This window comes from Streptomyces sp. NPDC104202 (assembly GCF_055584185.1).
In genome coordinates this window covers 18,067-41,137 of the sequence record NZ_JBVJMN010000026.1, presented here as the reverse complement: position 1 = coordinate 41,137, position 23,071 = coordinate 18,067, and the positions used below count along the sequence as shown (strand labels likewise).

Sequence of the window (23,071 nt, the reverse complement as noted above, 5' to 3'; positions counted from 1 at the left end):
CGCTATCGGCTGGGGGTGTGGTCGGGAGGGGGAGGCATGGCCGCGAGGGTGGCACGCAAGGCGCGGGTGTGGGGGTGGTCGGGCCCCTGTACGCGTTCGGAGTCCGCCGCCGCTTCCTCGACCAGGCGGCGCGCTTCATCGGTGCGGCCCGTATCCCAGTAGATGGAGGCGAGGGTGTCGCGCGCGGCGAGGTAGTCGGGGTGGTCGTCCCCGAGGACGTGTCGGCTGGCGCTGACCACATCGTCGAGGATCTCCCCGGCTTCGTCCTTCCGGCCCGCCTCCGAGTAGATGGCGGCGAGGTTGGCCCGTGCCATGAGGGTGTCAGGGTGGTCGTTGCCCAGGATCCGCTGTTGGGTGGTGATCACGTCGTCGAAGATGTCCAAGGCTTCGGCGGTGCGGCCGGCTCGCTGGTAGACGGTGGCCAGATTGGCACGGGCGAGGAGGGAGACGGGGTGGTCGGCGCCCAGGAGTCGCCTTCGGCTGGAGACCACCACCTCCTGGATGTCGACGGCCTCGCCGTTTCGGCCGGCTTGCCAGTAGCTGCTGGCAAGTGTGTTGAGGGCCGTGAGCGTTTGGGGGTGGTCGTCTCCTAGACGCTCCTTGAACACCGCGGCCACCTCTTCCTGGATCTGGACGCCCTCGTCGATGCGGCCTGCTCGCAGGTAACTGGCGGCGAGGTTGTTGAGGGCGACCAGGGCATGCGGGTGGTCGACGCCCAGCTGTTCGCGATGGGCGGCGACCACGTGCTCCTGGATCTCGATGGCTTCGTTGATCCGGCCGGCTCGCTGGTAACTGTTCGCCAGATTGTTGAGGGCGATGCGTGTGTCGAGAGCGCCTTCGCCTGACACCCGCCGACGGGCGGCGACCACGTGCTCCTGGATCTCGATGGCTTCGTTGATCCGGCCCATGTGCCCGTAGCTGCTGGCGAGGTTGTTGAGGACGGTCAGGGTTTCGATGTGGTCGGCTCCCAGGATGCGTTCGTGGTCGGCCACCGCTTGCTCCTCGATCGTGATGGCCTCGGAGATGCGCCCTGCCCGTTGCAGTGACATGGCGAGGTGGACGCGGGAGACGAGGGTGTTGTTGTGTTCGGGGCCCAGCAACCTGTGGGCGGTGTCCGCCATGCCCTTCCAGTAGGCGACCGCGGCCTCGGCAAGACCCGCGTCGAAGAGGCTGAGGCCGGATCGATGCAGCACGCCATGGCCCTGGGGTTTCCAGAAATGGTCCTGGGCATGGTCGGACAGGACGTCGGTGTTGGCACGCAGGGTGGCGGCGAGGTCCCGGTGGACCTGGTCGACCTCCGGCCAGATGTCGAGGAGTGCGCCCCCGACCACGCGCGTGAGTGGGCCGAGGTCGGCCTCGGGAATGTTCTCGCGGACCGCTCGTGCGGTGAGGGCGTGGATGCGGACCGCCCGGGGCTCGGCGCGGGTGTCGTGGGTGATCAATGCGTAGCGGTGGAGAAGGCGCAGGGCCGCGTGCGTCCGGTCCGGGGTGGCGGGTGCGCCGGTGGTCTCGGTGAGGTGGCCGAGGAGGGACGGCGTCGTCCACAGGCTGTGGGGATGGCCGGCCGGGTCGAGGAAGGCGGTGATGCAGAGGGCCGGGATGGCGAGGCCGGTGCGGTCGGCGGCCTGGGCGGCTTCCAGCGAGAGGAGGAGGGCGGCGGTGATCTGGCGGCCGTAGCGCTCTGTCTCCACGCCCCCGGGCAGGGCTTCTGCCAGGCGGGTGGCGCGGTTGGTGAAGCGTCCGAGGTAGGTCGTGCAGGTCAGTGCCTCGTCGATCATGTGGGCGGCTGCGAGGCTCAGGGCGAGCGGGAGGTGTCCCAGGGCCTCGGCGAGGGCGGTGGCCCGGTCGTCGAGGAGGTGGGCCATGTCGTCGCCCGTGAGGCGCTCCCGCAGGTAGGCGTCGGCTTCCTCGGGGGTGTAGACGTCGATGTCGATGCGGTTGCGTCCGCCGCCGGTGAGGCGGGAGTCGTTGAGCCGGGTGGTGGCGAGGACCCATCCGGTACCCCTGCGGCTGGCGGGCCACCAGGGGCCGGGGTCGGTGGGGTGGGTGATGTCGTCCAGGACGACGAGCCAGCGGCGGGTCGTCGTGGCGAGCCATTTCAGGAGGGTGCGGGCGTCGGACTCGGGGTCCTTGCCGGTCGCGCCCGGGAGGTGGAGGTCGGCGGCCGCCTGGGCGTACTGGGTGACGATCTGCCGGGCCTCGGTCGCGGACGCCCAGATCACCAGATCCACCCCGTCGGCCAGTGCGTCGAGGGCGCAGGACGCCGCCAGTTGGGTCTTGCCGAAGCCGCCGCCGCCGGACAGGACCTGGGTGAGGACGACGGTGCCGCGGGCGGACCGGAGGGCGTCGATGCGGTCGCGGAGGCCGGTGCGGGGCTGGAAGGCGGAGGCGAGGGTGGGGATGGGGCCGACTTCGACGGGCCAGGTGACGCCGTCGGCGCCGGGTGCGGCGGGTTGTGCGGTGACGGGTTCGGCGGTGGTGGTGGTGCCGGGGTGGCCGTGGCGGGCGATGAGCGGGGCGAAGCCGGGGCGGTCGAGGGCTTCGTGGAGGGGGACGGCGTGGAGGCGGCGCCAGCCCATGGTGCGGTCGTCCTCGACGGCGACGCCGACGAGCCGGTCCTGGCAGAAGATCGCCGAGCCGGAGGCGCCGGCCCATGGGCGTTGTCCGTCGGGGCGGGGTGCGGGCCAGACCGGGCAGTCGAGGACCCAGCCCGGGAGGGAGGTGCCGATGACGGACAGGTGGCCGTGCAGGTCCTCGAACTGGGCGGCGTGGGCCTCGTCGGCCGCGAAGGCCGGGAAGCCGGCGCCGGTGAAGGGGATGCGGGCGGTGCCGTCCGGACGCCCCCACCGCACGGGCCCCTCTCCGGCGCGCACGGGTGCGTCGAGCCAGAGCAGGGCGATGTCCGGGGCGTCGTCGGGGGGTATGCCGTCCCGGGTGTCCGGCCAGCACACCTCGGCCCTGCGCTCCGTGGTCTCCCCGAAGCGGGGGTGGCCGACGCGGGCTTCGACCCGTCCGGCCCACCGGCCGTCGTCGAGCACGACGTGCAGCGCGGTGAGGACGAGCCGGGGGCCGACGAGATAGCCGGAGCCCGACCCCTGGGGGTCGGCGGTGCGGACCCGGACGAGTCGCTGTGGGTCCATCGCGGGCCTCCCGTTCGACCGAGGACGCCAAGGAGCGGCGTCCCGTCATCAGTGTCGCCCAACCGCTCCGCCCGGCGCAGGGGTTCGGCGGGCGGCGTGGATCACTCGGAGGTGATGAAGCGGAGCGCGAGGCCCGAGCGAGGCCGTGTCCGCTCGCTCGCACGGTGGCGCGGGCGAGCGGAGCCTGCTCGGTGCGACGTCCCCGCACGCCTGCAGGAAGGTTCTTCTACCGACTCAGGGCAGGGAGGGGTCCGTTCCGTCGGCACGCGCCGCAGTGCGTCTCGCTGCCGTCGGGCCGGAACAGCATCGGCTGTGTGTGCCCCTCGCCCGCGCACTCCCGCGCGCCCTCCAGCCGCCCCGACAGCCGTGGCCCGGGCGGTCCCTCCGGCTCCCGGGCCGCCACCGGAACCACCCGAGGCGGCACCTCCCGCAGCAGGTACCTCACCAGCCCGCCCGGCCGGTGTACGGGCGTCCCCGCGCCCGGCAGTCCGCGCAGGACGTGCTCGTGCACCTCGGCCGGGCCGTAGCCGGCGTCCAGCCACCGGGCGGCGAGCCCGGTCAGTTCCTCCCGCATCCCCGGGGGGATGTTCCGCAGCACGGGGGAGAGCAGGGGCAGGACGCCGACGAGCGCACGGGCCTCTTCCCGGAGCGGGCTGTCGGACGCCGTCGGTTCCTGGGCCGCCGGTGGTTCCTGCTCCGCCGGGACGGGCGGTGGGGTCTCTTCCGCCCCCGTCCCCGGAAGGTCGGAGGTGTCTTCTCCCGGTTGTTCTTCTGGATGACCGCCGGTGCGCCGGGTTCCCGGTCCACCGGCGGCCGGGTCACCGACCGCCGGAGAACGGCGACTCGGTGCGACCTGCGGAGACACGGGCTCGGTCGCGAGGAGCTTCACGGCCTGTTCGGGGCTCAACGGCACGCTCGACAACACCTGTTGGGTCGCCCACCGTCCCCCCGCCGCCTGCACGCGCCGCTCGTGGAGGAATCCCTCGTCCTTCAGCTGCCGCTTGGCCCTGGTGAAGGCGCATGCCCCGATCCGGGCACGTTCTGCTGTTCGGGCCAGGGATTCCCTGGCGCCCCGCGGAAGGGAGAGCTGCCAGGTCAGCAGTCGGACCGCGTCGGAACTCAGCCGTGGATGGCGGATGATCTCGTGCGAGAGCTGGGTGAACGCGCGCAGGGGCGCGTTAAAGTGCCGGTAGATCACGGTGGACTCGTATTCCACTAGTGGTTCAGGCCCCCGTCGACGGTTGCGAGCCATCGGCGGGGGCTGTTTCGCGCGAAACGTAACGCAGGAATCGGCGCCGTCCAGGCGCACTTCATGAAGATCGCTCGTGTGGGTGACGCACTCCCCACTGGCCCCCTGGCCAGGCGAAACGTTCGTCTGTCAGGAGGTCCGCCGCACGGGCGCCGTACTGATCACCCGCACCGCCCCCCGCGGCGTCAGGCTCGCCCGCTCCTCGGGACTCGCCGTCCAGCACTGATCCGCCACGGCCTCCCACAGATACCCACTGGGCCGTACGAGCGTCAGCCACGCGCCGTGCACGTACCGCACCCGTCCCGTCAGCGCCCGCTGCGCGTCCGTCACCACGTCCCCGACCCGGTACCTCACCGGGCGTCCGTCCCCGCCACCGCCGTGCAGAGCAGCACCGTCAGCAACTTCGCCCCACCGACCCCGACCACCCCCAGCCCGAAGCGGTGCACGTCCCCGCCCGGCGCGTGCGTCACGTCCCGGTACAGGCCGTTCGTGGGCAGACCCGCGGCCTCCATCGCCGCCTTGAGATCGCGGTACACACGGGCGGCTTCGGGCTCCGAGACGGGGCGGATCGGGGGTGCGTTCGTGGTCGTCGGCATGGAGGGCTCTCTTTCTGGTGGATCTCCTCCGGGATGCCTCAACGATGACGGTGACGCCCTTACGCTCGCCAGGAGTTGGGTTTCCCGAGCAGATCAGGAAACGAGGCATATGCCGGCGCAGAACGAGATCGACCCGAGCGAGAGCCTGGAGAGCTTCATCGCGGACATGATCCGGGACGCTCGCAAGCGTCGCGGATGGCGGCAGCAGGATCTCGCCGCCAAGGTCTTCAGCAGCACGACCCGGATCTCAGAGATCGAGAACGGTGACCCTCCGGAGCTCAAGCTCGGCCGTCAGCTCGACCAAGTGCTGGAACTCGGCGATGCGTTGGCGAACCTGCTGCTCATCCGGGATCGCACGGCCTTCCGCGACTACGCGCAGGGGTTCCTGCGGGACCAGGCGCGGGCGCGGACGATACACGAGTTCTCGCTCGTCGTTCCGGGGCTGCTTCAGACGCCCGAGTACGCACGGGCGATCATGCAGCAGGCGGACCCCGGCGGCAGCAACGACATCGACGGCGCCGTGCGTCGGCGTGCCGAACGGCAGGCGGTCTTCGACGGTCCGCAGCCGCCGTGGTTCTGGGTGGTGCTCGACGAGAACGCCCTTTCCAAGGTGATCGGATCGAGGCAGGTGATGCGCGGACAGATCGAGCGACTGCTCGAAGCGATCCGGACGCCGTTCATCAATGTGCAGATCCTTGAGGCGAACCGTGCCGGCATCTCGGGATCGGTGAGTCTCCTGACCCTCCCGTCGGGCGAGCGTACGGCGTATACGGAGGGTTTCAGCACAGGTCGCTACATGGTCGAACCGGCAGACGTCGACCGGTTCCAGCGGATCTATGATCGGCTCCACGCCGACGCCCTCGGGACCGTTGAGTCAGAAGAGATCATCCGCGAAGCACTGGGGAAGCACGATGACTGAGCCCAACTGGCACAAGAGCAGCTACAGCGGCGACAACGACAACTGCATCGAGGTCGCCGACAACCTCCCCGGTGCCGTCCTCGTCCGCGACAGCAAGGACCACGCCCGGGGTGAGGTCACCGCCACCCCCGCCGCCTGGTCGGTGTTCACCGCGTTCGCGCGGGCGTACGCGGTCTGACGCAGGGCGGGACCGGAGGCGCGTTGACGTCTCAACGCGCTTGGCGCTGTTGGCGGTTGGGGCGTACGACGCGCACGGTGGTGTCGAGGGCGCCGGCGGCCGCGCGGATGTGGGAGGAGCCGCGGCGGAGGCGTTCGCCGGCGCACCACCAGGAGAGGTACCGGAGGGGCTTCCGGTCGGGGAGCGTGGCGGCCAGGTCGCGGTTGAGGAGGGCGAGGGCGTCGTCCCACAGGGGGTACCGGCCCGGCGGGACGGGCCGGGGGTCGAAGAAGGAGGCCATGGCGCCATCTTGCGGCACGGCGGGGATCGCTCGTTCGGGGGGCGTCGCCGTGCGGGGCGGGAGGTGCGCTGCTGTGCTGGTCGGGACCCGTCCCGCACGTACAGGAGCAGAGCCATGGCCGTCATCGTGACCGTCGAGATCCCGGGTGGGACGCAGCAGCAGTACGAGGAGACGACGGCGCAGCTGAGGCAGGAGGCGTGGTTCCCGCCGGAGGGGTTCCTCGCGCACGCGGCGGGGCCGGACGGGTCGGGCGGGTGGCGGGTGGTGGACTTCTGGGACTCGGAGGACGCGTTCCTGGCGTTCATGGAGAACGCCCGACCGATCTTCGAACGGAACGGGATGCGGACGGTCCTGCCGACGGTGCAGGAGGCCGTGAGCGTGATGCTCAAGCAGTAGCGGAAGGGCGGGCCGACCGCTCGGCGGACCGGCGGCGGTGATCCCCGCAGTGGTCGTGGCGGGCGCCGAAAACCCTTTGCGGGGCGGGCGCGGCGGGCGGCAGTCTTCCGGCCATGACCAGTCATTCCGACCGCCCTGCCGCGGACTCCGACCTGCCCGCAGCGGGCCCCCGACCCGTCGGGGACCTGTTCGCCGCCGACGGGCGACTCAAGGCGATCCCCCGGAGGCCCGCCCGCCGGGAGGCGCTGCTCGCGCACCTCGCCGAGACGCTGTTCGACGCGGAGCGGGACTACCGCGAGCGGGAGATCAACGAGGCGCTGCTGACCGTGCACGAGGACTTCTCGGCCCTGCGCCGGTATCTCGTGATCGGCGGGTTCCTGGCCCGCACGAAGGACGGGTCGGCCTACCACCGACAGCAGCGGACCGGCGTCCCCGGAGGTTCGATTCCCGCCGTCGCGTGACCGGGGCGGTGGTGGCCGGCCTGCTGGCCGGCTACGGGATCGCGATTCCGGTCGGCGCCGTGGGGGCGCACCTGGTGGCGGTCGCGGCACGCTCCCCGTGGCGCACGGGTGCGGGCGCGGCGCTGGGCATCGCCGCCGCGGACGGGCTGTACGCGCTGGTCGCCGTCGTCGGCGGCGCGGCGCTCGTACCGCTGATCACGCCGGTGACGGGACCGCTGCGCTGGGTGTCGGCGCTGGTGCTCCTCGGGCTTGCCGGCCGGGCGACCTGGACGGCCGTACGGGCCTACCGGGCGCGGTCGGCGCCGACCCGGGACGGGGCGGACGCCCCGCTCACCCCGGGCAGGGCGTTCCTGGCCTTCCTCGGCATCACGATCCTCAACCCGATGACCGTGATCTACTTCGCCGCCCTGATCCTCGCCCGCGGCCCGTCGGCCGCCTCGACGTTCACCGAGGGCGCCGTCTTCGTGGTGGCCGCGCTGGCGGCCTCCGTCAGCTGGCAGCTGCTGCTGTCGACGGGCGGCACCCTGCTGGGCCGTGTCCTGACCGGTCCGCGGGGGCGCCTGGTGACCGCTCTCGCGTCGAGCGCGCTGATCGCGGTGCTCGCGGTGGGGCTGGTGAGCTGACGGGTGAAGGGCCGGTCTCCGGAGGCGGCACGCCTCCGGAGACCGGCCCTTCACCGGTTCAGTTCCGGCTCGGGATGTGGGCGGCGCAACCGCCGCCGCCGTAGGTGGCGATGAGGAGGTCGCCGCCGGTCTGGGGGCCGACGATGCCGTCGGGGCGCAGGCCGTCCCAGCTCTGGAACGCCCTGATGGCGCCGGCGGTGTCCGGACCGAAGGCGCCGTCCTCGGCGATCGGGTGGTAACCGATCGTGTGCTGCAGGTCGTTGAAGAGCTCCTGGAAGCAGCGCACTCCGTTGTAGGTGTTCGCCTGGCCGGGCCCGATCCACGGGGCGGAGGGGTTGGCCTGGGCCGGGGCGATCCACGCGCCCGCGGCGAGAGCGGTGCTCGCGGCGACGAATCCGAGTCGCGCCAGCGGCGTCCTGACGTTCATGGGCAAGCCTCGATTTCTGCTGGTGTCGGCGTTTCGGCTGCCCCACACCCCCGTGCCGGGGCAACACGACCACCCTGCCGCCGCCGTCCAACACCCCGCCAACAGCGGATCAACGGTGAGGGGTCCCCACCCGCCCGGTCATGCGTCAGGCAGCAGTCGCACCATGTCGATGCCTGGGCACACCTTGGCGATGGCGGCGAAGTCGTCGTCGACGTGCAGCAGCGTCAGCCGGTGCTGTTCGGCCGTCAGTGCGATGAGGATGTCCATGGGAGAGGGGCCCCGATGGTGACCGGTACCGAGCAGGTCCCGCTGGATCGCGATGACTCGGGGCCACGGGTCGTCCGGTGTGGGCACCCAGGCGAAAGTCTGGCTGAGCATCGTGGTGAAGGGCTCGTTGTCCCGGTCCGAGCGCAGGGCGCGCATCAACTCGGCCTCGACCGGCGGGCAAATGGAGACCTGGCCCTGCGCCTCGTCCCGGCCAGGGCTCGCGTACCTGTCGGCGGAGGAGGCGCCACACGGCCGACGTGGCGGCGAGGTGGTTCACCGGTCCGACCGCTCCTGCGCTTCCAGGAAGTCGATATCGCGAGCGTGGGAGGCGTGTGCCGCAGCGTGCTCCGCCGGTGGGATCTCCCCCCCCGACGCGTCGTCCCCCCCCGGTCCCGGGACGTCTCGGGGAGCGGTACCGGGTTGCGGGGGCGGGGGAGGGGGAGTCAGGCTCCTGCGCTGGTCGGTGCGACGGGTCGAGGGTGCGGGGGAAGCGTGACGGGGCGGGGACTGGGCGGGGGGCTGCGGCAGCGGCACCTGGCGATGATCGCGATGGGGGGTGCGATCGGGGCGGGGCTGTTCGTGGGCTCGGGGTTCGGGATCGCGGCGGCGGGGCCCGGCATTCTCGTGGCGTACGCGGCGGCCGGGGTGCTGACGGCGCTGGTGATGCGGATGCTGGGGGAGATGTCCGCGGCGCACCCGGTGACCGGGTCGTTCGCGGAGCACGCGCGGCGGGCGTTCGGGCCGTGGGCGGGGCTGCTCGCCGGGTGGATGTACTGGGCGCTGCTGGTGGTGAGCGTCGCCGCGGAGGCCGTGGGGGCGGCGCACCTCGTGGGCGGCTGGGTGCCGGGGGTGCCGGGCTGGGCGTGGGTGGCGCTGTTCATGAGCGTCCTCACGGCGAGCAACCTGGCCGGGGTGCGGAACTTCGGCGAGCTGGAGTTCTGGTTCGCCGGACTGAAGATCGCCGCCATCGCCGGCTTCCTCGTCCTCGGTGCCGTCGTCCTCGCGGGCCTGCTGCCGGGCAGCCCCTCACCGGGGACCGGGCACCTCACCGGCGACGGCGGCTTCCTGCCGCACGGCTGGCACGGCGTGGCCGTCGGCATGGTGGCGGCGGTGTTCGCCTTCGGCGGGCTGGAGACCGTGACCATCGCGGCGGCGGAGTCCGCCGACCCCGTCCGCGCGGTGCGGACCGGCGTACGGGCCGTCATGTGGCGGGTCGCGGTCTGCTACCTGGGGTCCATGGCGGTGATCGTGCTGCTCGTCCCGTGGAACGCGCCGGGCGTCGCCGAGGGGCCGTACGCCGCCGTGATGGACCGCATCGGCGTCCCGGGCGCCGGCGACGTCATGAAGGCCGTCGTCCTCGTCGCCCTCCTGTCGGCGATGAACGCCAACATCTACGGTTCCTCGCGCATGCTGTACGCCCTCGTCGGGCGCGGCGACGCACCCCGCGCACTCGGCCGGCTCCGCACCGGCGTGCCCCGCGCGGCGGTGCTCGCCTCCGCCGCGTTCGGCTTCGTGTCGGTCGTCCTCAGCCTGCTCTGGCCGCGGACGGTCTTCCCGTTCCTGCTGAACTCCATCGGCGCCGCGATCCTCGTCGTCTGGGCCCTGATCGCCGCCTCCCACCTGCGCCTGCACGGCCCGTCGGCACGGGCCTGCCTCGCCCTCGCGGGCATCGGCGGCGTCCTGCTCTTCATGCTCGGCGACGCGGCCAGCCGCACCCAGCTCCTCACCACCGGCGGCTGGGCGGCGGCCCTGCTGGTCTGGGCGTGGATCAGGAGCCTCAGGAACGCGCGTACCGGGCCAGGAACAGATCCACTCCCGAGCTGATCACCCGCGTCAGCTCCGCGTCGTCGATCTCGGCGTCGGGGGAGAAGGTGCGGACGAGCTGCGGCACGCCCAGCGTCGCCGCCACCAGCTGCTGCACGGCGAGTGCCGGGTCGGGCGCGTCGAGGGCGCCCCGCGCGTTCAGCTCGGTGAACGCCTCGACGAGCGGGCCGTTGTTCATGTCGTAGCTGACCCGGTACCAGAGCTGTCCGAGCTGCGGGAACCGGTCGATCTCGCCGATCACCAGCCGCCGCAGCGACATGATGTCCGGGCGCAGCAGGATCCGCGCCCAGTCCGTCGTGAGCTTCACGAGCGCGGCCCGCAGGTCGGGGGCGTCGGCGATCGTGGAGTTGGACGGCTCCAGGTCCGCGTACGTCTTCGGCAGGACACCGCCGATGACCGCGAGGAACAGCCGCTCCTTGCTGCCGAAGTGCTTGTAGATCGTCGCCTTCGAGACGCCGGAGCCCCGGGTGATCGCGTCCATCGAGGCCGCCGAGTACCCCTCCGCCAGGAACTCCGCGAGGGCCGCGTCGATGATCGCCTGACGCTTGCGCGAGGCCGCGTCCGCGGGGTCCGGGATGATCGGGATGCCGTACTCGTCCACGGCGTCCTGGGTCTCGGCTCCGGCTCCCATGGGGCTGTCCTTACGAGGGGTGACGGGGGAACGGTCAGTATATGAACTGAACGGTTCGGTCTGTAAAGCGCGGCCGAGGGCGGGCCGGGGCGGGCCGGGACCCGCGGTGGCCGGGGTCCCTCCCTCGGGTCGTCCGGCGTTCACGCCGCCGGGGCGGCCAGGGCCGCCAGCGCCGGGCCCGCCGCCACGCCGGTCAGGAACGCCAGGTTGAAGAGGCTGATCGCGAGCCCGTGGCGGGCCGGCGGCAGACCGCCGGTCGCCGCGCCGGTGAGCAGCCCCTGACCGGCGGCGGTGACGAGGGCGCTCGTCCCCGAGGCGACGAGGACCACCGCGGGCCACGGCGCGGCGAGGGCGAGGGCGAGCGCCCCCACCGACCCGGCCGCCAGGAGGGCACGGACCCGGCGGGCCCCCAGCACCAGCGCCGAGCGGATCAGCAGCCACGACAGCAGGGCTCCGGCCAGCGCCGCCAGCGACGCGGCCGCCCCCGTCTCCACCGCGCTCCAGCCGGTGAGGGCGGCGACCCGGCGCGGAGCCGCGTACAGCAGGGCGAAGTTGACCGTGGAGACGGCGAGCATCAGCCCGGCGGCGGCCCGGAAACGGCGGTCGCCGAGGACGTCGAGGGGGACGGGGGCGCCGCCCTTGCCGCGGCGGCCGCCCGTCCCGCGGCGGCTGCCCTTCCCGGCGGCGGGACCGGCCGGACCGGGGGTGCGGCCCGTGCCCGTCGCCGGTGCGGGGGTGCGGCCCGTCTCTCCGCACGGCCTCGCGCCACCGTCCGGGGCCGCGCCCGGGCCGGGGCTCCCGCCGAGGATCACGGACCGGCCCCGCTCCGGCTCCCGCTCCGTCAGGCGGAGGACCGGGACGAGCGCCAGGAAGCCGAGGAGGGGGAGGACGAGGGCCGCGCGCCAGCCCAGCGCACCGGCGACCGCCGCTCCGGCGAAGAGGCCGACGGTGCCGCCCGCGGCGCTGCCGATGGCGACGAGCCCCGCCGTGCGGCCGGTGGGGTCCCGGCCGGCGAGCTGGAAGGCGGCGACGTTCAGACCGGCCGCGCCCGCGGCCTCCAGGGCCCGGCCGGCGACCGCCAGGGGCAGGCCGGGGGCGACCAGGACGAGCAGCGCGCCGAGCGCGACGAGGGCGGCGGCGGCCCGCACGACCCCGGCGGGGCCGTGCCGCCGGCCCGCCGTGGCGGACAGGAGGGGGGTCCCGGCCGCCATGCCGATGCCGAACGCCGTCATCAGCCAGGCCGCCGACGCCGGCGAGACCGCCAGCGCGCGGGCCGCCTCCGGCAGGGCGAGGCTCGGGCCGGACACGCCCATCGCGGCCGGCGCGGCGAGGGCGGCCAGCAGCAGCCCGGCCCTCGCCGCGCCCCGGGGGGCGGCCTTCCGCGCGGGCGCCGACAGGGCCGTCACGGCGCCATCCGTCCCATGAGACCGCGCCGGAAGTCCCGCTCCGCCTGCCGCAGTTCGGCGGCGGTGTTCATCACGAACGGGCCGCTGCGGGCGACCGGTTCGCCGATCGGCTCCCCGGCGAGGACGAGCACCTCGGCCGCCCGGCCGGACGGGGCCGACGGCCCGTCCCCGTCCCCGTCCGCGGCCGCCCCGACCGTGAACCGCTCGCCGTCCCGGGCCAGGACCGCGAGGTGGCCGTCGGCCAGGTGCGCGCCGGACACGGTGGCGGCGCCCTGGAGGACGTACACCATCGCGTTGTGCCCGGCCGGGACCGTGAACTCGGCGCGGCCGTCGGCCGAGAACCGCGCGTGGACGACGAGCAGGGGCGTACGGGGGACGAACGGGCCGGTCACGCCGTGGCTGCTGCCGGCGAGGACGGTCAGCGCGGAGCCGTCCGGGGTGACGGCGACGGGGAGGTCGGCGGCCTCCGCGTTCCGGCTGTGCGGCGGGACGCCCTTGAGGCGCGCGGGCAGGTTCACCCAGATCTGGAGCATGTGCTGACGGCCGCCCGCCGCGAGGAACTCCTCGGTGGGCAGGGCCTCGTGGACGATCCCGGAGCCGGCGGTGAGCCACTGGACGCCGCCGGAGCGGACGACGGCCCGGTGACCGCGTGAGTCGGCGTTCGCGACGTCGCCGTCGAGGACGTACTGGATCGTCTCGAAGCCGCGGTGCGGATGCGGGGGCGCGCCCTTGGCCTCCCCGGGGCCGAGCTCGGTGGGTCCCACCTGGTCGACCATCAGGAACGGGTCGAGGAAGGGGACGTCCTCGGTGGGGAAGGGCCTGCGGACCGGGAATCCGGCGCCTTCGTGCGTGTGGACGGGGCGGGTGACGCGGGCGACGGTCCGCTCGGTGACGGCCTGGTCGGCCGCGACGGTCGGGGACTCGCTCGGGTGAGTGGCCATGCGCCGACGGAACTACACCACTCGGTTCACTGTCAAGACTGAACCGTTTGATTGACAGACTGAACCGTTCGGTTTAGCTTCAGCCCGTCGAGCCCGGCGCCCGCCGGCTCACCCGACGAAACGGGGGACCCCATGTCCGCGTCCACGATCCTCGCCCTGTCCGGCTCGCTCCGCGCCGACTCGCACAACACCCGACTGCTCCGCGCCGCACAGAAGTTCAACCCCGGCACCCGGGAGATCGAGATCTACGAAGGACTGCGCGACATCCCGCCGTACGACCTCGACCTCGACACCCCCGAACGGCGGCCGGCCGCCGTCGGCGAGCTCCGCCGCCGCGCCGCGGCGTCGGTCGGACTGCTCATCGCCACCCCGGAGTTCAACTACTCCGTCCCCGGCGTCCTCAAGAACGCCCTCGACTGGCTCAGCACCGACTGGACCGGCACCGAGGGCCTGCCCCTGCGCCACAAGCCCACCGCGATCCTCGGCGCCGGCCCCGGCAGCTTCGGCACCGTCCGCGCGCAGCTCGCCCTCCGCCAGATCCTCCTCTGCACGGACACCGACGTCGTCGCGAAGCCCGAAGTCCACGTCCTCCGCTCCCACGAGCGCTTCGACGCCGACGGCAACCTCACCGACGAGCTCACCGTCGAGCTCCTCCAGAGCCTCCTGACCGGCCTCCAGGACAAGATCGACGCCGCGGCGGCCCGGCCGTGACCCGCCCCGCGACCGTCACCCACGTCGGGACGGCGACCGTCCTCCTCCGCCTCGGCGACCTCACCGTCCTCACCGACCCCGCCCTCGACCCGGCCCCCGCCGACTACCCCGGCGCCCGGCCCCTGCGCCGCACCGCGAGCCCCGCCCTCACCCCCGACGAGCTGCCGCCGCCCGACCTCGTCCTGCTCTCCCACGACCAGCACGCCGACAACCTCGACCACGCCGGCCGCGCGGTCCTCGCCCGCGCCGCGACCGTCCTCACCACGCCCGAGGCCGCCGAACGCCTCCGTGCCGACCGCCGCGTCACCGGCCGCGTCGAGGGCCTCGCGCCCTGGGACACCCGGCGGATCACCGCCGGCGCCACCACCGTCACGGTCACCGCCACCCCCGCCCGCCACGGCCCCGAGGGCACCGAACCCGTCACCGGCCCCGTCACCGGCTTCGTCCTCCAACACGACGGCCGCGCCCACTACTTCTCCGGCGACACCGTCCGCCACGACGCCCTCGCCGAGATCGGCGTCCGCTTCCCCCTCGACACCGCCTTCCTCCACCTCGGCGACGCCCACTTCCCCGCCACCGGCGACCGCGCCTTCTCCCTCTCCGCCCACGAAGGAGCCGCTCTCGCCCGCACCCTCGGCGCCCGCACCGTCGTCCCCCTCCACTTCGACGCCTGGGACCACCTCGCCGAGGACCCCGCCCGCATCGACGAGGCCTTCGCCGCCCCGGACCTGGCGGGCCGCCTGCGCCGCCTCCGGCCGGGCGTGCCCGAAACGCTGTGAGCCGGCGTTCTCAGGAGGTGCGGCGGGCCCGCGCGGTGAGGGCGAGCGTGGTGACGAGGGCGACCCCGGCACCGGCGGCCAGGACGCCGCGACGCGAGCGCCAGGAGAGGACGGACCAGGTCGAGCAGGCGGAGAGGAGGGAACCGGCGCTGGCCCAGGAGCCTACGGAGGCGACCGACGCGGCCGATCCGACGGAGCCGACCGAGAGGAAGGAGCCGACGGAGCCGATGGAGAGCGCGGAGCCGACGGAGCCGATGGAGAGGAAGGAGTCCCGGGACCACAGGGACATGCAGGACCGTGTCGAGGCGGGTCGGTGGGTGGTCATGCGGCGATCCTAGGCACGGGCCGGGCGGTTCGTGCCGGATCCGGCGCCGGAAGGGCGATGAGTCCGCGCCGTGCGGGCGGTCCACCCCCTGTCGGCAGGTACGAGCGAGGAGGACGGACATGGAGCAGTTGTTGCGGGTGCAGAACTTCAACGTCTCCGGCGACGGTTACGGGGCGGGCGTCGGGCAGAGCCTGGAGCGGCCGTTCGGCCACGCGGATCCCGGGGCGATGTTCTCGTGGGCCGGGGCGACGGCGAGCTGGCCCATGCGGACGGACCCCGGCGGCAGCAGGGGGCTGGACGACTACCTGACCCGGGACTACCCGCGGAACATCGGCGCGGAGATCATGGGCAGGAACAAGTTCGGTCCCCAGCGCGGACCGTGGCAGGACCACGAGTGGCAGGGCTGGTGGGGCGACGAACCGCCCTTCCGCACGCCGGTGTTCGTGATGACCCACCACCCGCGGCCGTCGTTCGCGCTGGGCGAGACGACCTTCCACTTCGTGGACGACGAGCCGGAGAAGGTCCTCGCGCTCGCGCGGGAGGCCGCCGGAGGCAAGGACGTGCGGCTCGGCGGCGGGGCGACGACGATCCGGGAGTTCCTGGACGCCGGCCTCGTGGACACCCTGCACGTGGCGGTCTCGCCCCTGGAACTCGGCGACGGGGCGCGGCTCTGGGAGTCGCCGGACGAGCTGGACGACCGCTTCCACCACGACGTCGTGCCGAGCCCGGGCGGCCGGGTGACCCACCACCTGTTCTGGCGGCGGTGAGGCGCGCCGGCGGTCGGCGCCGGTCATTCCCGGGTCACTCCCGGGTCACTCCTCGGTCAGCGGCGACACCGGGCGCTCGAAGAACGTCTCCAGGACGACGGTGGCCTGGGTGCCGCTGACGCCGTCGATGGCGTAGAGGCGGCGCAGCACGTCCTGGAGCCGTTCGGTGGTGGTGGTCCTGACCTTCACGAGGACGGCGGCGCTGCCGGCGATGACGTGGGCCTCCAGGATCTCGGGGAGGGCGGCGAAGGCGTCGGCCGAGTCGCCCATCCAGGAGGTGGAGTCGACCATCACGTAGGCGAGGACGCCGCCGCCGACGGCCGCCGGGTCGACCTCGGCGGCCGTGCGCCGGATGACCCCGCGCTCCCGGAGCTTGCGCACCCGCTCGTGGGCGGCCCCCGCGGAGAGGCCGGCGGCCTGGCCCAGGGCGGCGTAGGACTGGGTCGCGTCCTGCTGGAGCCGGGCCAGCAGGACGCGGTCGATGTGATCCACGACTCTCCGTTCGGTGATGTGTTGTCATGACCGTATCCCATCCTGCAATGTTCACGTCCAGCAGGATGGCATTCGGTCGGCGGCCGACGGTCGGCGTCGGCGGAGGGGGAGGGGTTCCATGGCCAGCGAGCACCCTGGGCTGTACGAGATGTTCGACGAGCGGTTCCGCACCGGGCGGTGCATGAACGGCGACGACGCGCCGGAGGTGCTGTTCACCGGCTGCCGCTGGGCCGAGGGCCCGGTCTACGTGCCCGCCTGGCGGCAGGTCGTGTGGAGCGACATCCCCAACGACCGGATGCTGCGGTGGGACGAGGAGACCGGCGCGGTGAGCGTCTTCCGCCGCACCGCCGGCCACGCCAACGGCAACACGCTCGACCGGCAGGGCCGCCTCGTCAGCTGCGAGCAGGGCAACCGCCGGGTGACCCGCACCGAGCACGACGGCACCGTGACCGTCCTCGCGGACCGGTGGAACGGCAAGCGGCTGAACAGCCCGAACGACGCCACCGTGAAGTCCGACGGGTCGGTCTGGTTCTCCGACCCCGACTTCGGCATCACCAGCGACTACGAGGGCTACCGGGCGGAGAGCGAGATCGGCGGCAACAACGTCTACCGCGTCGACCCCGGCACGGGCGAGGTGCGGCTGGTCGCCGACTGCTTCGGCGCGCCGAACGGGCTGGTCTTCTCGCACGACGAGCGGCAGCTGTACGTCTCCGACACCCGCGCGGGCCTCATCCGGGTCTTCGACGTCCGCGACGACGGCACCCTCTCCGACGGCGAGGTCTTCGCCGACGCCGCCCACCGCGAGCACGCCCGCTTCGACAACCTCCGCTTCGACGACGGGGGCCGCCTCTGGGCGGCCGCCATGAACGACGGCGTGCACTGCTACGACCCCGACGGCACGCTCATCGGCCGGCTGGACCTCCCCGAGGCGGTCGCCAACATCTCCTGGGGCGGTGCCAAGCGCAACCGCCTCTTCATCGCCGCCGAGACGAGCCTCTACTCCGTCGTCATGGCCGTCACGGGCACGCACCCGACGGGCCCGGGCCACCGGCCGTGGCGGACCGCCGCGGCCTGACCCTGCCGTACGGTCCGGCCCTCCGGTACGACCCGGCCCTCCGGTGTGGTCCGGCCCTCCGGTACGACCCGGCCCTCCGGTGTGGTCCGGTCCGCCCGGTCGGGGCGCCGTGCCCGGATGGTCCCGCCCCTCGTGGCGGGGCCGTCCCTCAGTGGTTCCGGAAGCCGAAGCGGTCGCGCCGGGTGTCGTCGGTGTCCTTCTGGTCCCGCGCCATGGCGACGACCAGGGAACGGAGGGGGCCGTCGAGGTGGTCGGCGAGCGCGCGGCCGGCGAGGTCGAGGTCGGCGAGGAGGGGGCTGTAGTCGGCGGCGACGGCGGCGCCGAGGGAGCCGCTCGCGGCGAGGGCGTCCAGGTCGTACATCGCCCGGGCGAGCGTCGTCGTGGTCGTGCCGCGGAGGTGCTCGGCGGCCTTGGCGAGGCCGTCGGCCGCGCGCCGGTGCTCGTCGTGGTCGACGAAGACGTTCCAGCTGCTCGCGGTCCTGCCGGCCAGGGGACCCGCGTGCCGGGCGCCCCCCGCGCCCGTGATCCCGGCCCCCGCGATCCCGGCGCCCGTACCGAGGCCGCCGGCGGCGGCGCCGGCCGCCCCGCCGATCCCCACTCCGCCGCCGACGGCCCGGCCCGCGCCGCCCGTCGCCCCGGCGCCGATGCCCTGGCCCGGGCCGCCGGTCGCGCCGCCGAGGGAGGCGGGGACCGACGGGAGGGCGGCGACGTCCGCGGAGCTCCGCGCGCGGGACGCGCCGTCGTGGGCGTCGGCGGTGGTCGCCCTGACGTTCTCCTCCAGGTCCTCCCGGGCGACGTCGACATGGCGCTGGAGGGCGGCGTCCGGAGGGGTGGCGGCCAGGTCGGGGTGGACCGCCGCGAGGTACCCGACGATCTGCTGGGCCCGGTGCTTGCCGATGACGACGGTGTCGCCGCAGGACTGGACCCCGGCGGCGATCTCGACGGCGGCGCGGGCGGTCCGCCCGAAGCAGGCGCGGACGCGGGACCAGTGCTCCTCCAGCGCCTCCAGCGCCTCGCCGCGCCCGCTGGAGAGCAGCCGCTCCACGGCCTTGTTCGCGTCGGCCCCGTCGTTCGCGAGCGCCGAGGAGTACGCGCGCAGGTTGCCGTCGGCGTCCCCGGAGCGGTCCTCGTCCGCCTCGATCCACGGCAGTGCGTACCGGCGCATCAACGCCGCTTCCTCGTCCGACCGTTCGACCGCCATGACGTGAACTCCCCCCAGGTCACGAGCTGTTGGGCGAAGACGGTCTCATGTGTCCCCTGCACCTACAAGGGTCGTGAAGAGGTCCGGCCGACGGGTCCGGCCGAAGGGTCAGTCGATGTGGACGATCTGGAACGCCTCCGCCATGCGGCCCGCGGGCAGGCCGCCCGCCGCCGCGTGCTCGCCGAGCCAGGTGCGCAGGAGACCGGCGAGGTCGTCGAAGTGGGCGGTCTGGGAGGTGTGGATGCGCAGCGCCTCGACCTTGCGGTCGAAGACGGGGGTGACGTCGACGTACTGGTTCGGGGTGGGACCGGTCATCAGCCACAGCTCATGGACGGTCCACGGCTCCAGCCCCTCCTCCTTGAGGAGCTCGGGGTGGGCGAAGGGGTTGCGGGCCTCGGGGTACACCGCGCGCAGACAGGCGTCCCCGACCGCCCGGTGGTCGGGGTGGAGGTCGGCGACGCGCGCCCAGTTGATCTCGGGCGAGGGGATGACCGCCCGCTGGGGGCGCACCTCGCGGATGACCCGGCACAGGTCGCGGCGCAGCTCCACGGTGGCCTCCACGAAACTGTCCGGGTAGCCGAGGAAGCGGACGTCCGCGACGCCGCTGAGCTTGGCGGAGTGGACCTGCTCGGCGCGGCGCAGGTCCGCCATCGCCTGGCGGGGGAGCTGTTCGTCGTAACCGCCGGCGCCGCCGTCCGTGACGATGCAGTACGTGACGCGGGTGCCGCGCGCGATCCACTGCATGACCGTGCCGCTGACGCAGAACTCGATGTCGTCCGGGTGCGCGGCCACGACCAGCAGGGATTCGGGCGCGCCCCGGTCGGTGAGCTGGGTGAGATCGGTCGCCAAGTCCTCCATGGAACCCAGCCTGTTGGGGCGGCCGGGGGCGTCGCAAGGCCGACCCGTGGCGTGAACTGGACATGGCACTTACGCGCCATTCAAAAACTTGGTAGATTCAAATCATTGAGCTCGACCAGTGTGGTCGGTGCGGCGGGCGCGACGGAGCGCCGGCGCGCAGACGTGAACGCGTGAGGACACCGGCGCGCGCAGGACAGTGACTTCGGACTCGGAGGCGACCGCCATGTGCAGGATTCTCGGCTCCCTCGCCGCGGGAGCGGACCGGCCCGACCCCGCCGGACTCGCGGCGGCCTCCGCCCGCCAGCGGCACGGCGGCCCCGACGAGCACCACGTGCTCAGCGGACCCGGCTGGGCCCTCGGCTGCGACCGGCTCGCCGTGACCGACCCGCGCGGCGGCCAACAGCCCTACCGGCTGCCCCACCTCCCCGGCATCCTCGCCGTGCTCAACGGCGAGATCTACAACCACGCCGCACTGCGCCGCACCCTCGCCGCCCGCGGTCACCGCTTCCCCGACCTCTGCGACGGCACCGTCCTCCCCGCGCTCTACGCCGAGTACGGCCCCGCCTTCGCCGAACACCTCGACGGCATGTTCGCCGTCGCCGTCCTCGACCTGCGCCCCGGAACCACCGGACTCGTCCTCGCCGTCGACGACATGGGCATGAAACCCCTCCACCTCCACCACGACCCCCGCGACGGATCCACCCGCTTCGCCTCCGAGATCCCCGCCCTCCTCGCCTTCGACGGCGTACGGGCCGCCCCCCGCGAAGACGCCCTCGACACCCTCCTCGCCACCCGCACCTCCTTCTCCACCCACACCGCCCTCGACGGCGTCACCGTCCTCCCGCCCGGCGCCACCGCCCTCGTACGCCCCGGCGCCACCCCCGTCGTCCGTCGCCGCACGACCCACCCCGCCGCACCCGACGGCGACACCCAGGACGTCCTGCGCCACGAGGTCCGCCGCCTCGCCCGCGCCGAACTCCCCGTCTGCGCCATCACCAGCGGCGGCCTCGACTCCGGCCTCGTCACCGCACTCGCCGCCGAACACGCCCGCGAGACCGACGCGCCGCCGCTCCACACCTTCCACCTCACCTACCGCGGCCGCTGGCCCGGATCCGAAGCCGCCCACGCCCGCTCCGTCGCCCGCCGCGCCCGCACCGTCCACCACGAGATCGCCGTCGACCCCGACGAACTCGGCTCCCTCCTCACCCGCACCGTCCGCCACCTCGGCCAGCCCAACGCCGACCCCATCACCGTCTCCACCTACGCGCTCTTCCGCGCCGTCCGCCAGAACGGCTTCACCGTCGCCCTCACCGGCGACGGCGCCGACGAACTCTTCGGCGGCTACGACCGGATGAACACCGCACTCGCCGCCCCCGCGGGCGCCGACTGGGCCGGCGCCTACACCGACGCCCTCTCCGCCGCCCCGCGCCTCCTCCGCGAACACCTCTACACCTCCCACTACCGCGCCTACATCGCCGACCAAGGCTCCGCCGCCGACCGCATCGCCCAGGAACTCCGCTCCGCCGAGGCCGGCGGCCAGGACCGGCTCACCGCCATGACCGCCTTCGAGACCCGCTGGCGGCTCCCCGCCTACCACCTGCGGCGCGTCGACCACCTCTCCATGGCCTGGGCCGTCGAAGCCCGGATGCCCTTCTGCCAGCCCTCCGTCGTCGCCCACGCCCGCGCCCTCCCCACCGCCGCGCGCACCGGCAAGGCCGCACTCCACGCCGCCGGCGCCGAGCTCCTCCCCGCCGGGATCCTCCGGCGCCCCAAACAGCCCTTCACCCTCCCCGTCGCCGCCCTGCTCGCCCCCGGCACGCCCCTCCTCGACACCGTCCGCGAACTCCTCTCCCCCGCCCGCCTCGTCCTCGGCGGACGCCTTCGCGCCGACCGCGTCTCCCGGCTCCTCGCCCGCCACCTCGAACGGCCCAGCCACCATGACGCCCAGGCGCTCTGGGCTCTCGCCGTCCACGAACTCTGGCTCGACATCGTCCAAACCCTCCGCCTCCCCCTCGACTACGCCGCATGACCCCCTCACGGGCCGCGCCCCCGTGCCGCGCCGCGCCGCGCCGCCCGCCGCGTCGGCCCCGCCCCACCGGAGTGTGGGCAATCGTCCCGCTGGGGCGATGGGGGTCCCCCCTGCTCGAGCGAAGCCGAGAGCTTGGGGGAGGGTGGGCACGCGGGACGGCGCGCCGCACGATCCCCCGTGTGGGCAATCGTCCCGCTGGGGCGGGACGGGTGGGCACACGGGACGGCGCCCTTGGCGGCGCCTCCGCCCCTCGTGCCTGGACCCGCACCAAGCCGTGCGACGCGCACGGGGTGCGGGGCCCAGGCGCGGAAGCCTAGGCCCGGCAGGGGGCGCCGTTCCGTTGTGCCCACCCGTTCCGCCCCAGCGGAACGACTGCCCACAACGGGGCTGGCACCGGCCCCGTCCCAGGGGTGGGCACCGCCCCAGCGGAACAGTTGCCCACAACGAGGCGGCACCGGTTCCGCCCCAGCGGAACGAAGGCTCAGAACGAGGTTGGCGCCGGCCGTGGGGAAGGAGGGGTGGTGAGGGTGGTGGTGGTGGCGGCGGAGGGGGCGCCGGGGCCGACGCTGGTGGTGAGGGGGGCGTCGCTGCGCGTGGGGACGGGCGGCGAGCTCGCGAGGGTCCGGGCGGCGCTGGCGGGCACGCCGTACGAGGGGATCGGGAAGATCGCGCTGTACGAGAGGGCGGGGACGGCCCTGCGGTACCGCTTCGTGCAGGCCCTGCCCGACGGCGGGTTCGACTTCCGCGCGGGGTGCGGGCATTCGCTGCTGGCCTGCGTCGTGGCGGAGGGGCGGCGCGGACCGGTGGAGGTGAGGGCGGTGACGACGGGGGACGTGGTGCGGTGCGAGCCGGAGGGGGACGCGTACACGCTGAGTTTCCTGAGGGCGCCGGGCGGTCCGGGGACGCTGCCGACGGGGAGGCCGGTGGACGTGCTGGACGGGGTGCCGGTGTCGATCGTGCGCTACGGAAATCCGTACGTGTTCGTGGACGCGGCCCGGGTGCCCCCGGAGGAGGGGGCGTTGAGGAGGCGGCTGCTGGAGCTGCGGGCGGAGGCCGCCCGTGTGCTGGGGTACGCGGAGGGCTCGGCGCTGCCGAAGATCGCGGTGTTCACGGGCGGAGACGAAGCGGCGGACACCGATCCGGACACCGACACCGCCGCCGCCCGCACCGCCACCCGCACCCCCGCCGTGCGCGCCCTCACGGTCGGTGGCTGGCACCCGCGGCTGGCGGTGACGGGCGCCGCCGCGTTCGCCGCGGCGGGGGCGATCGGGGGGACGGTCGTGCCGGCGGTGGACGGTGAGGTGCGGACGCCGGGCGGGGCGGTGACGGTGTCGGCGGCGCGGGACCGGGTGCGGGTCCACCACAAGCGGGCCGAGGTGCTGGACCGCCTGGAACTGCCCTGGCGTGTCCACGCAACGGCGTGAACGCGCAGGCTGCTCACGAGGGTGGGCGACCGTTTCCTCTGCCACGCTGAAATGGACCGGCAACCGGTATCC

General features: G+C 73.9%; 26 protein-coding genes. 12 read left to right on the top strand and 14 right to left on the bottom strand.

Features of this window, described 5'->3' with window-relative positions; genetic code table 11:
• Positions 1-2: 2 nt before the first annotated feature.
• From ACZ60W_RS18555 to ACZ60W_RS18540, 4 genes are all read right to left on the bottom strand, one after another.
• Positions 3-3,140 (bottom strand): tetratricopeptide repeat protein, encoded by a 3,138-nt coding sequence (locus tag ACZ60W_RS18555; protein WP_469756386.1) that lies wholly within the window; start codon positions 3,138-3,140, stop codon positions 3-5.
• A 226-nt stretch (positions 3,141-3,366) separates the two neighbouring features.
• Complete coding sequence (locus tag ACZ60W_RS18550) at positions 3,367-4,338, bottom strand: hypothetical protein (RefSeq protein WP_469756385.1); 972 nt, start codon at positions 4,336-4,338, stop codon at positions 3,367-3,369.
• A gap of 180 nt (positions 4,339-4,518) precedes the next feature.
• A complete protein-coding gene (locus ACZ60W_RS18545) occupies positions 4,519-4,743 on the bottom strand; it encodes a hypothetical protein (RefSeq protein ID WP_469756384.1) in 225 nt (74 codons plus the stop codon).
• Positions 4,740-4,985: a hypothetical protein gene (locus ACZ60W_RS18540; protein ID WP_469756383.1), complete on the bottom strand. Its 246-nt coding sequence runs from the start codon at positions 4,983-4,985 to the stop codon at positions 4,740-4,742. Before ACZ60W_RS18540 ends, ACZ60W_RS18545 begins: the two co-directional genes overlap by 4 nt.
• A gap of 109 nt (positions 4,986-5,094) precedes the next feature.
• On the opposite strand from ACZ60W_RS18540, the gene ACZ60W_RS18535 reads away from it, so the two are divergent.
• A complete protein-coding gene (locus ACZ60W_RS18535; RefSeq protein WP_469756382.1) occupies positions 5,095-5,904 on the top strand; it encodes a helix-turn-helix domain-containing protein in 810 nt (269 codons plus the stop codon).
• Entirely contained in the window at positions 5,897-6,082 is a 186-nt protein-coding gene (locus ACZ60W_RS18530; RefSeq protein ID WP_469756381.1) for a DUF397 domain-containing protein, read from the top strand. Before ACZ60W_RS18535 ends, ACZ60W_RS18530 begins: the two co-directional genes overlap by 8 nt.
• Positions 6,083-6,113: 31 nt before the next feature.
• Here ACZ60W_RS18530 and ACZ60W_RS18525 read toward each other — a convergent pair whose 3' ends face one another.
• Positions 6,114-6,362 carry a hypothetical protein gene (locus ACZ60W_RS18525; RefSeq protein ID WP_469756380.1) on the bottom strand — a complete coding sequence of 83 codons (249 nt, stop codon included), beginning with the start codon at positions 6,360-6,362 and terminating at the stop codon, positions 6,114-6,116.
• A 114-nt stretch (positions 6,363-6,476) separates the two neighbouring features.
• On the opposite strand from ACZ60W_RS18525, the gene ACZ60W_RS18520 reads away from it, so the two are divergent.
• From ACZ60W_RS18520 to ACZ60W_RS18510, 3 genes are all read left to right on the top strand, one after another.
• Positions 6,477-6,758, top strand: a complete 282-nt coding sequence (locus tag ACZ60W_RS18520; RefSeq protein WP_469756379.1) for an antibiotic biosynthesis monooxygenase — start codon at positions 6,477-6,479, stop codon at positions 6,756-6,758.
• A gap of 113 nt (positions 6,759-6,871) precedes the next feature.
• Positions 6,872-7,219 carry a DUF2087 domain-containing protein gene (locus ACZ60W_RS18515; RefSeq protein WP_469756378.1) on the top strand — a complete coding sequence of 116 codons (348 nt, stop codon included), beginning with the start codon at positions 6,872-6,874 and terminating at the stop codon, positions 7,217-7,219.
• A complete protein-coding gene (locus tag ACZ60W_RS18510) occupies positions 7,216-7,842 on the top strand; it encodes a LysE family transporter (RefSeq protein ID WP_469756377.1) in 627 nt (208 codons plus the stop codon). Before ACZ60W_RS18515 ends, ACZ60W_RS18510 begins: the two co-directional genes overlap by 4 nt.
• Before the next feature lie 58 nt (positions 7,843-7,900).
• Here ACZ60W_RS18510 and ACZ60W_RS18505 read toward each other — a convergent pair whose 3' ends face one another.
• A complete protein-coding gene (locus tag ACZ60W_RS18505) occupies positions 7,901-8,269 on the bottom strand; it encodes a peptidoglycan-binding domain-containing protein (RefSeq protein WP_469756376.1) in 369 nt (122 codons plus the stop codon).
• A 138-nt stretch (positions 8,270-8,407) separates the two neighbouring features.
• Positions 8,408-8,692: a PIN domain-containing protein gene (locus ACZ60W_RS18500; protein WP_469756375.1), complete on the bottom strand. Its 285-nt coding sequence runs from the start codon at positions 8,690-8,692 to the stop codon at positions 8,408-8,410.
• A 384-nt stretch (positions 8,693-9,076) separates the two neighbouring features.
• Between ACZ60W_RS18500 and ACZ60W_RS18495 the strand changes: the two genes are divergently transcribed.
• Complete coding sequence (locus ACZ60W_RS18495) at positions 9,077-10,360, top strand: amino acid permease (protein WP_469756436.1); 1,284 nt, start codon at positions 9,077-9,079, stop codon at positions 10,358-10,360.
• Here ACZ60W_RS18495 and ACZ60W_RS18490 read toward each other — a convergent pair.
• The 3 genes from ACZ60W_RS18490 to ACZ60W_RS18480 form a co-directional block, all read right to left on the bottom strand.
• Entirely contained in the window at positions 10,314-10,991 is a 678-nt protein-coding gene (locus tag ACZ60W_RS18490; RefSeq protein WP_469756374.1) for a TetR/AcrR family transcriptional regulator, read from the bottom strand. The genes ACZ60W_RS18495 and ACZ60W_RS18490 overlap by 47 nt on opposite strands.
• Before the next feature lie 140 nt (positions 10,992-11,131).
• The gene (locus ACZ60W_RS18485; RefSeq protein WP_469756373.1) at positions 11,132-12,397 is read right to left on the bottom strand and encodes an MFS transporter; all 1,266 of its coding nucleotides are present in this window, start codon (positions 12,395-12,397) and stop codon (positions 11,132-11,134) included.
• Positions 12,394-13,338, bottom strand: a complete 945-nt coding sequence (locus ACZ60W_RS18480; protein ID WP_469756372.1) for a pirin family protein — start codon at positions 13,336-13,338, stop codon at positions 12,394-12,396. Before ACZ60W_RS18480 ends, ACZ60W_RS18485 begins: the two co-directional genes overlap by 4 nt.
• A gap of 132 nt (positions 13,339-13,470) precedes the next feature.
• Between ACZ60W_RS18480 and ACZ60W_RS18475 the strand changes: the two genes are divergently transcribed.
• Positions 13,471-14,049: an NADPH-dependent FMN reductase gene (locus ACZ60W_RS18475; protein WP_469756371.1), complete on the top strand. Its 579-nt coding sequence runs from the start codon at positions 13,471-13,473 to the stop codon at positions 14,047-14,049.
• The gene (locus tag ACZ60W_RS18470; RefSeq protein WP_469756370.1) at positions 14,046-14,828 is read left to right on the top strand and encodes an MBL fold metallo-hydrolase; all 783 of its coding nucleotides are present in this window, start codon (positions 14,046-14,048) and stop codon (positions 14,826-14,828) included. The genes ACZ60W_RS18475 and ACZ60W_RS18470 overlap by 4 nt, the downstream gene beginning before the upstream one ends.
• A gap of 10 nt (positions 14,829-14,838) precedes the next feature.
• Here ACZ60W_RS18470 and ACZ60W_RS18465 read toward each other — a convergent pair whose 3' ends face one another.
• Positions 14,839-15,153, bottom strand: a complete 315-nt coding sequence (locus ACZ60W_RS18465) for a hypothetical protein (protein WP_469756369.1) — start codon at positions 15,151-15,153, stop codon at positions 14,839-14,841.
• Positions 15,154-15,272: 119 nt separating this feature from the next.
• Between ACZ60W_RS18465 and ACZ60W_RS18460 the strand changes: the two genes are divergently transcribed.
• The gene (locus ACZ60W_RS18460; protein WP_469756368.1) at positions 15,273-15,920 is read left to right on the top strand and encodes a dihydrofolate reductase family protein; all 648 of its coding nucleotides are present in this window, start codon (positions 15,273-15,275) and stop codon (positions 15,918-15,920) included.
• Positions 15,921-15,965: 45 nt separating this feature from the next.
• Here ACZ60W_RS18460 and ACZ60W_RS18455 read toward each other — a convergent pair whose 3' ends face one another.
• Entirely contained in the window at positions 15,966-16,412 is a 447-nt protein-coding gene (locus tag ACZ60W_RS18455) for an Lrp/AsnC family transcriptional regulator (RefSeq protein ID WP_469756367.1), read from the bottom strand.
• Positions 16,413-16,530: 118 nt separating this feature from the next.
• On the opposite strand from ACZ60W_RS18455, the gene ACZ60W_RS18450 reads away from it, so the two are divergent.
• Positions 16,531-17,487 (top strand): SMP-30/gluconolactonase/LRE family protein, encoded by a 957-nt coding sequence (locus ACZ60W_RS18450; RefSeq protein ID WP_469756366.1) that lies wholly within the window; start codon positions 16,531-16,533, stop codon positions 17,485-17,487.
• Positions 17,488-17,635: 148 nt separating this feature from the next.
• Here the strand turns inward: ACZ60W_RS18450 and ACZ60W_RS18445 are convergent, their stop codons facing one another.
• Positions 17,636-18,688 (bottom strand): hypothetical protein, encoded by a 1,053-nt coding sequence (locus ACZ60W_RS18445; RefSeq protein ID WP_469756365.1) that lies wholly within the window; start codon positions 18,686-18,688, stop codon positions 17,636-17,638.
• A gap of 108 nt (positions 18,689-18,796) precedes the next feature.
• Positions 18,797-19,546, bottom strand: coding sequence for a PIG-L deacetylase family protein (locus ACZ60W_RS18440; RefSeq protein ID WP_469756364.1), 750 nt, complete (start codon positions 19,544-19,546; stop codon positions 18,797-18,799).
• 223 nt (positions 19,547-19,769) lie between these two features.
• Here ACZ60W_RS18440 and asnB point away from each other — a divergent pair, with 223 nt between their 5' ends.
• Together asnB and ACZ60W_RS18430 are read left to right on the top strand one after the other, a co-directional pair.
• Positions 19,770-21,575, top strand: coding sequence for an asparagine synthase (glutamine-hydrolyzing) (gene asnB, locus ACZ60W_RS18435; protein WP_469756363.1), 1,806 nt, complete (start codon positions 19,770-19,772; stop codon positions 21,573-21,575).
• Positions 21,576-22,096: 521 nt separating this feature from the next.
• Positions 22,097-22,999, top strand: coding sequence for a PrpF domain-containing protein (locus ACZ60W_RS18430; protein ID WP_469756362.1), 903 nt, complete (start codon positions 22,097-22,099; stop codon positions 22,997-22,999).
• Positions 23,000-23,071: the final 72 nt, after the last annotated feature.

Coding starts and splice junctions, on each gene's coding strand:
- ACZ60W_RS18475 (WP_469756371.1), top strand. CDS start 13,471: ATGTCCGCGTCCACGATCCTCGCCCTGTCCGGCTCGCTCCGCGCCGAC.
- asnB (WP_469756363.1), top strand. CDS start 19,770: ATGTGCAGGATTCTCGGCTCCCTCGCCGCGGGAGCGGACCGGCCCGAC.
- ACZ60W_RS18530 (WP_469756381.1), top strand. CDS start 5,897: ATGACTGAGCCCAACTGGCACAAGAGCAGCTACAGCGGCGACAACGAC.
- ACZ60W_RS18490 (WP_469756374.1), bottom strand. CDS start 10,991: ATGGGAGCCGGAGCCGAGACCCAGGACGCCGTGGACGAGTACGGCATC.
- ACZ60W_RS18520 (WP_469756379.1), top strand. CDS start 6,477: ATGGCCGTCATCGTGACCGTCGAGATCCCGGGTGGGACGCAGCAGCAG.
- ACZ60W_RS18505 (WP_469756376.1), bottom strand. CDS start 8,269: ATGAACGTCAGGACGCCGCTGGCGCGACTCGGATTCGTCGCCGCGAGC.
- ACZ60W_RS18500 (WP_469756375.1), bottom strand. CDS start 8,692: ATGCGCGCCCTGCGCTCGGACCGGGACAACGAGCCCTTCACCACGATG.
- ACZ60W_RS18515 (WP_469756378.1), top strand. CDS start 6,872: ATGACCAGTCATTCCGACCGCCCTGCCGCGGACTCCGACCTGCCCGCA.
- ACZ60W_RS18525 (WP_469756380.1), bottom strand. CDS start 6,362: ATGGCCTCCTTCTTCGACCCCCGGCCCGTCCCGCCGGGCCGGTACCCC.
- ACZ60W_RS18440 (WP_469756364.1), bottom strand. CDS start 19,546: ATGGAGGACTTGGCGACCGATCTCACCCAGCTCACCGACCGGGGCGCG.
- ACZ60W_RS18555 (WP_469756386.1), bottom strand. CDS start 3,140: ATGGACCCACAGCGACTCGTCCGGGTCCGCACCGCCGACCCCCAGGGG.
- ACZ60W_RS18495 (WP_469756436.1), top strand. CDS start 9,077: ATGATCGCGATGGGGGGTGCGATCGGGGCGGGGCTGTTCGTGGGCTCG.
- ACZ60W_RS18535 (WP_469756382.1), top strand. CDS start 5,095: ATGCCGGCGCAGAACGAGATCGACCCGAGCGAGAGCCTGGAGAGCTTC.
- ACZ60W_RS18460 (WP_469756368.1), top strand. CDS start 15,273: ATGGAGCAGTTGTTGCGGGTGCAGAACTTCAACGTCTCCGGCGACGGT.
- ACZ60W_RS18480 (WP_469756372.1), bottom strand. CDS start 13,338: ATGGCCACTCACCCGAGCGAGTCCCCGACCGTCGCGGCCGACCAGGCC.
- ACZ60W_RS18450 (WP_469756366.1), top strand. CDS start 16,531: ATGGCCAGCGAGCACCCTGGGCTGTACGAGATGTTCGACGAGCGGTTC.
- ACZ60W_RS18465 (WP_469756369.1), bottom strand. CDS start 15,153: ATGACCACCCACCGACCCGCCTCGACACGGTCCTGCATGTCCCTGTGG.
- ACZ60W_RS18540 (WP_469756383.1), bottom strand. CDS start 4,985: ATGCCGACGACCACGAACGCACCCCCGATCCGCCCCGTCTCGGAGCCC.
- ACZ60W_RS18445 (WP_469756365.1), bottom strand. CDS start 18,688: ATGGCGGTCGAACGGTCGGACGAGGAAGCGGCGTTGATGCGCCGGTAC.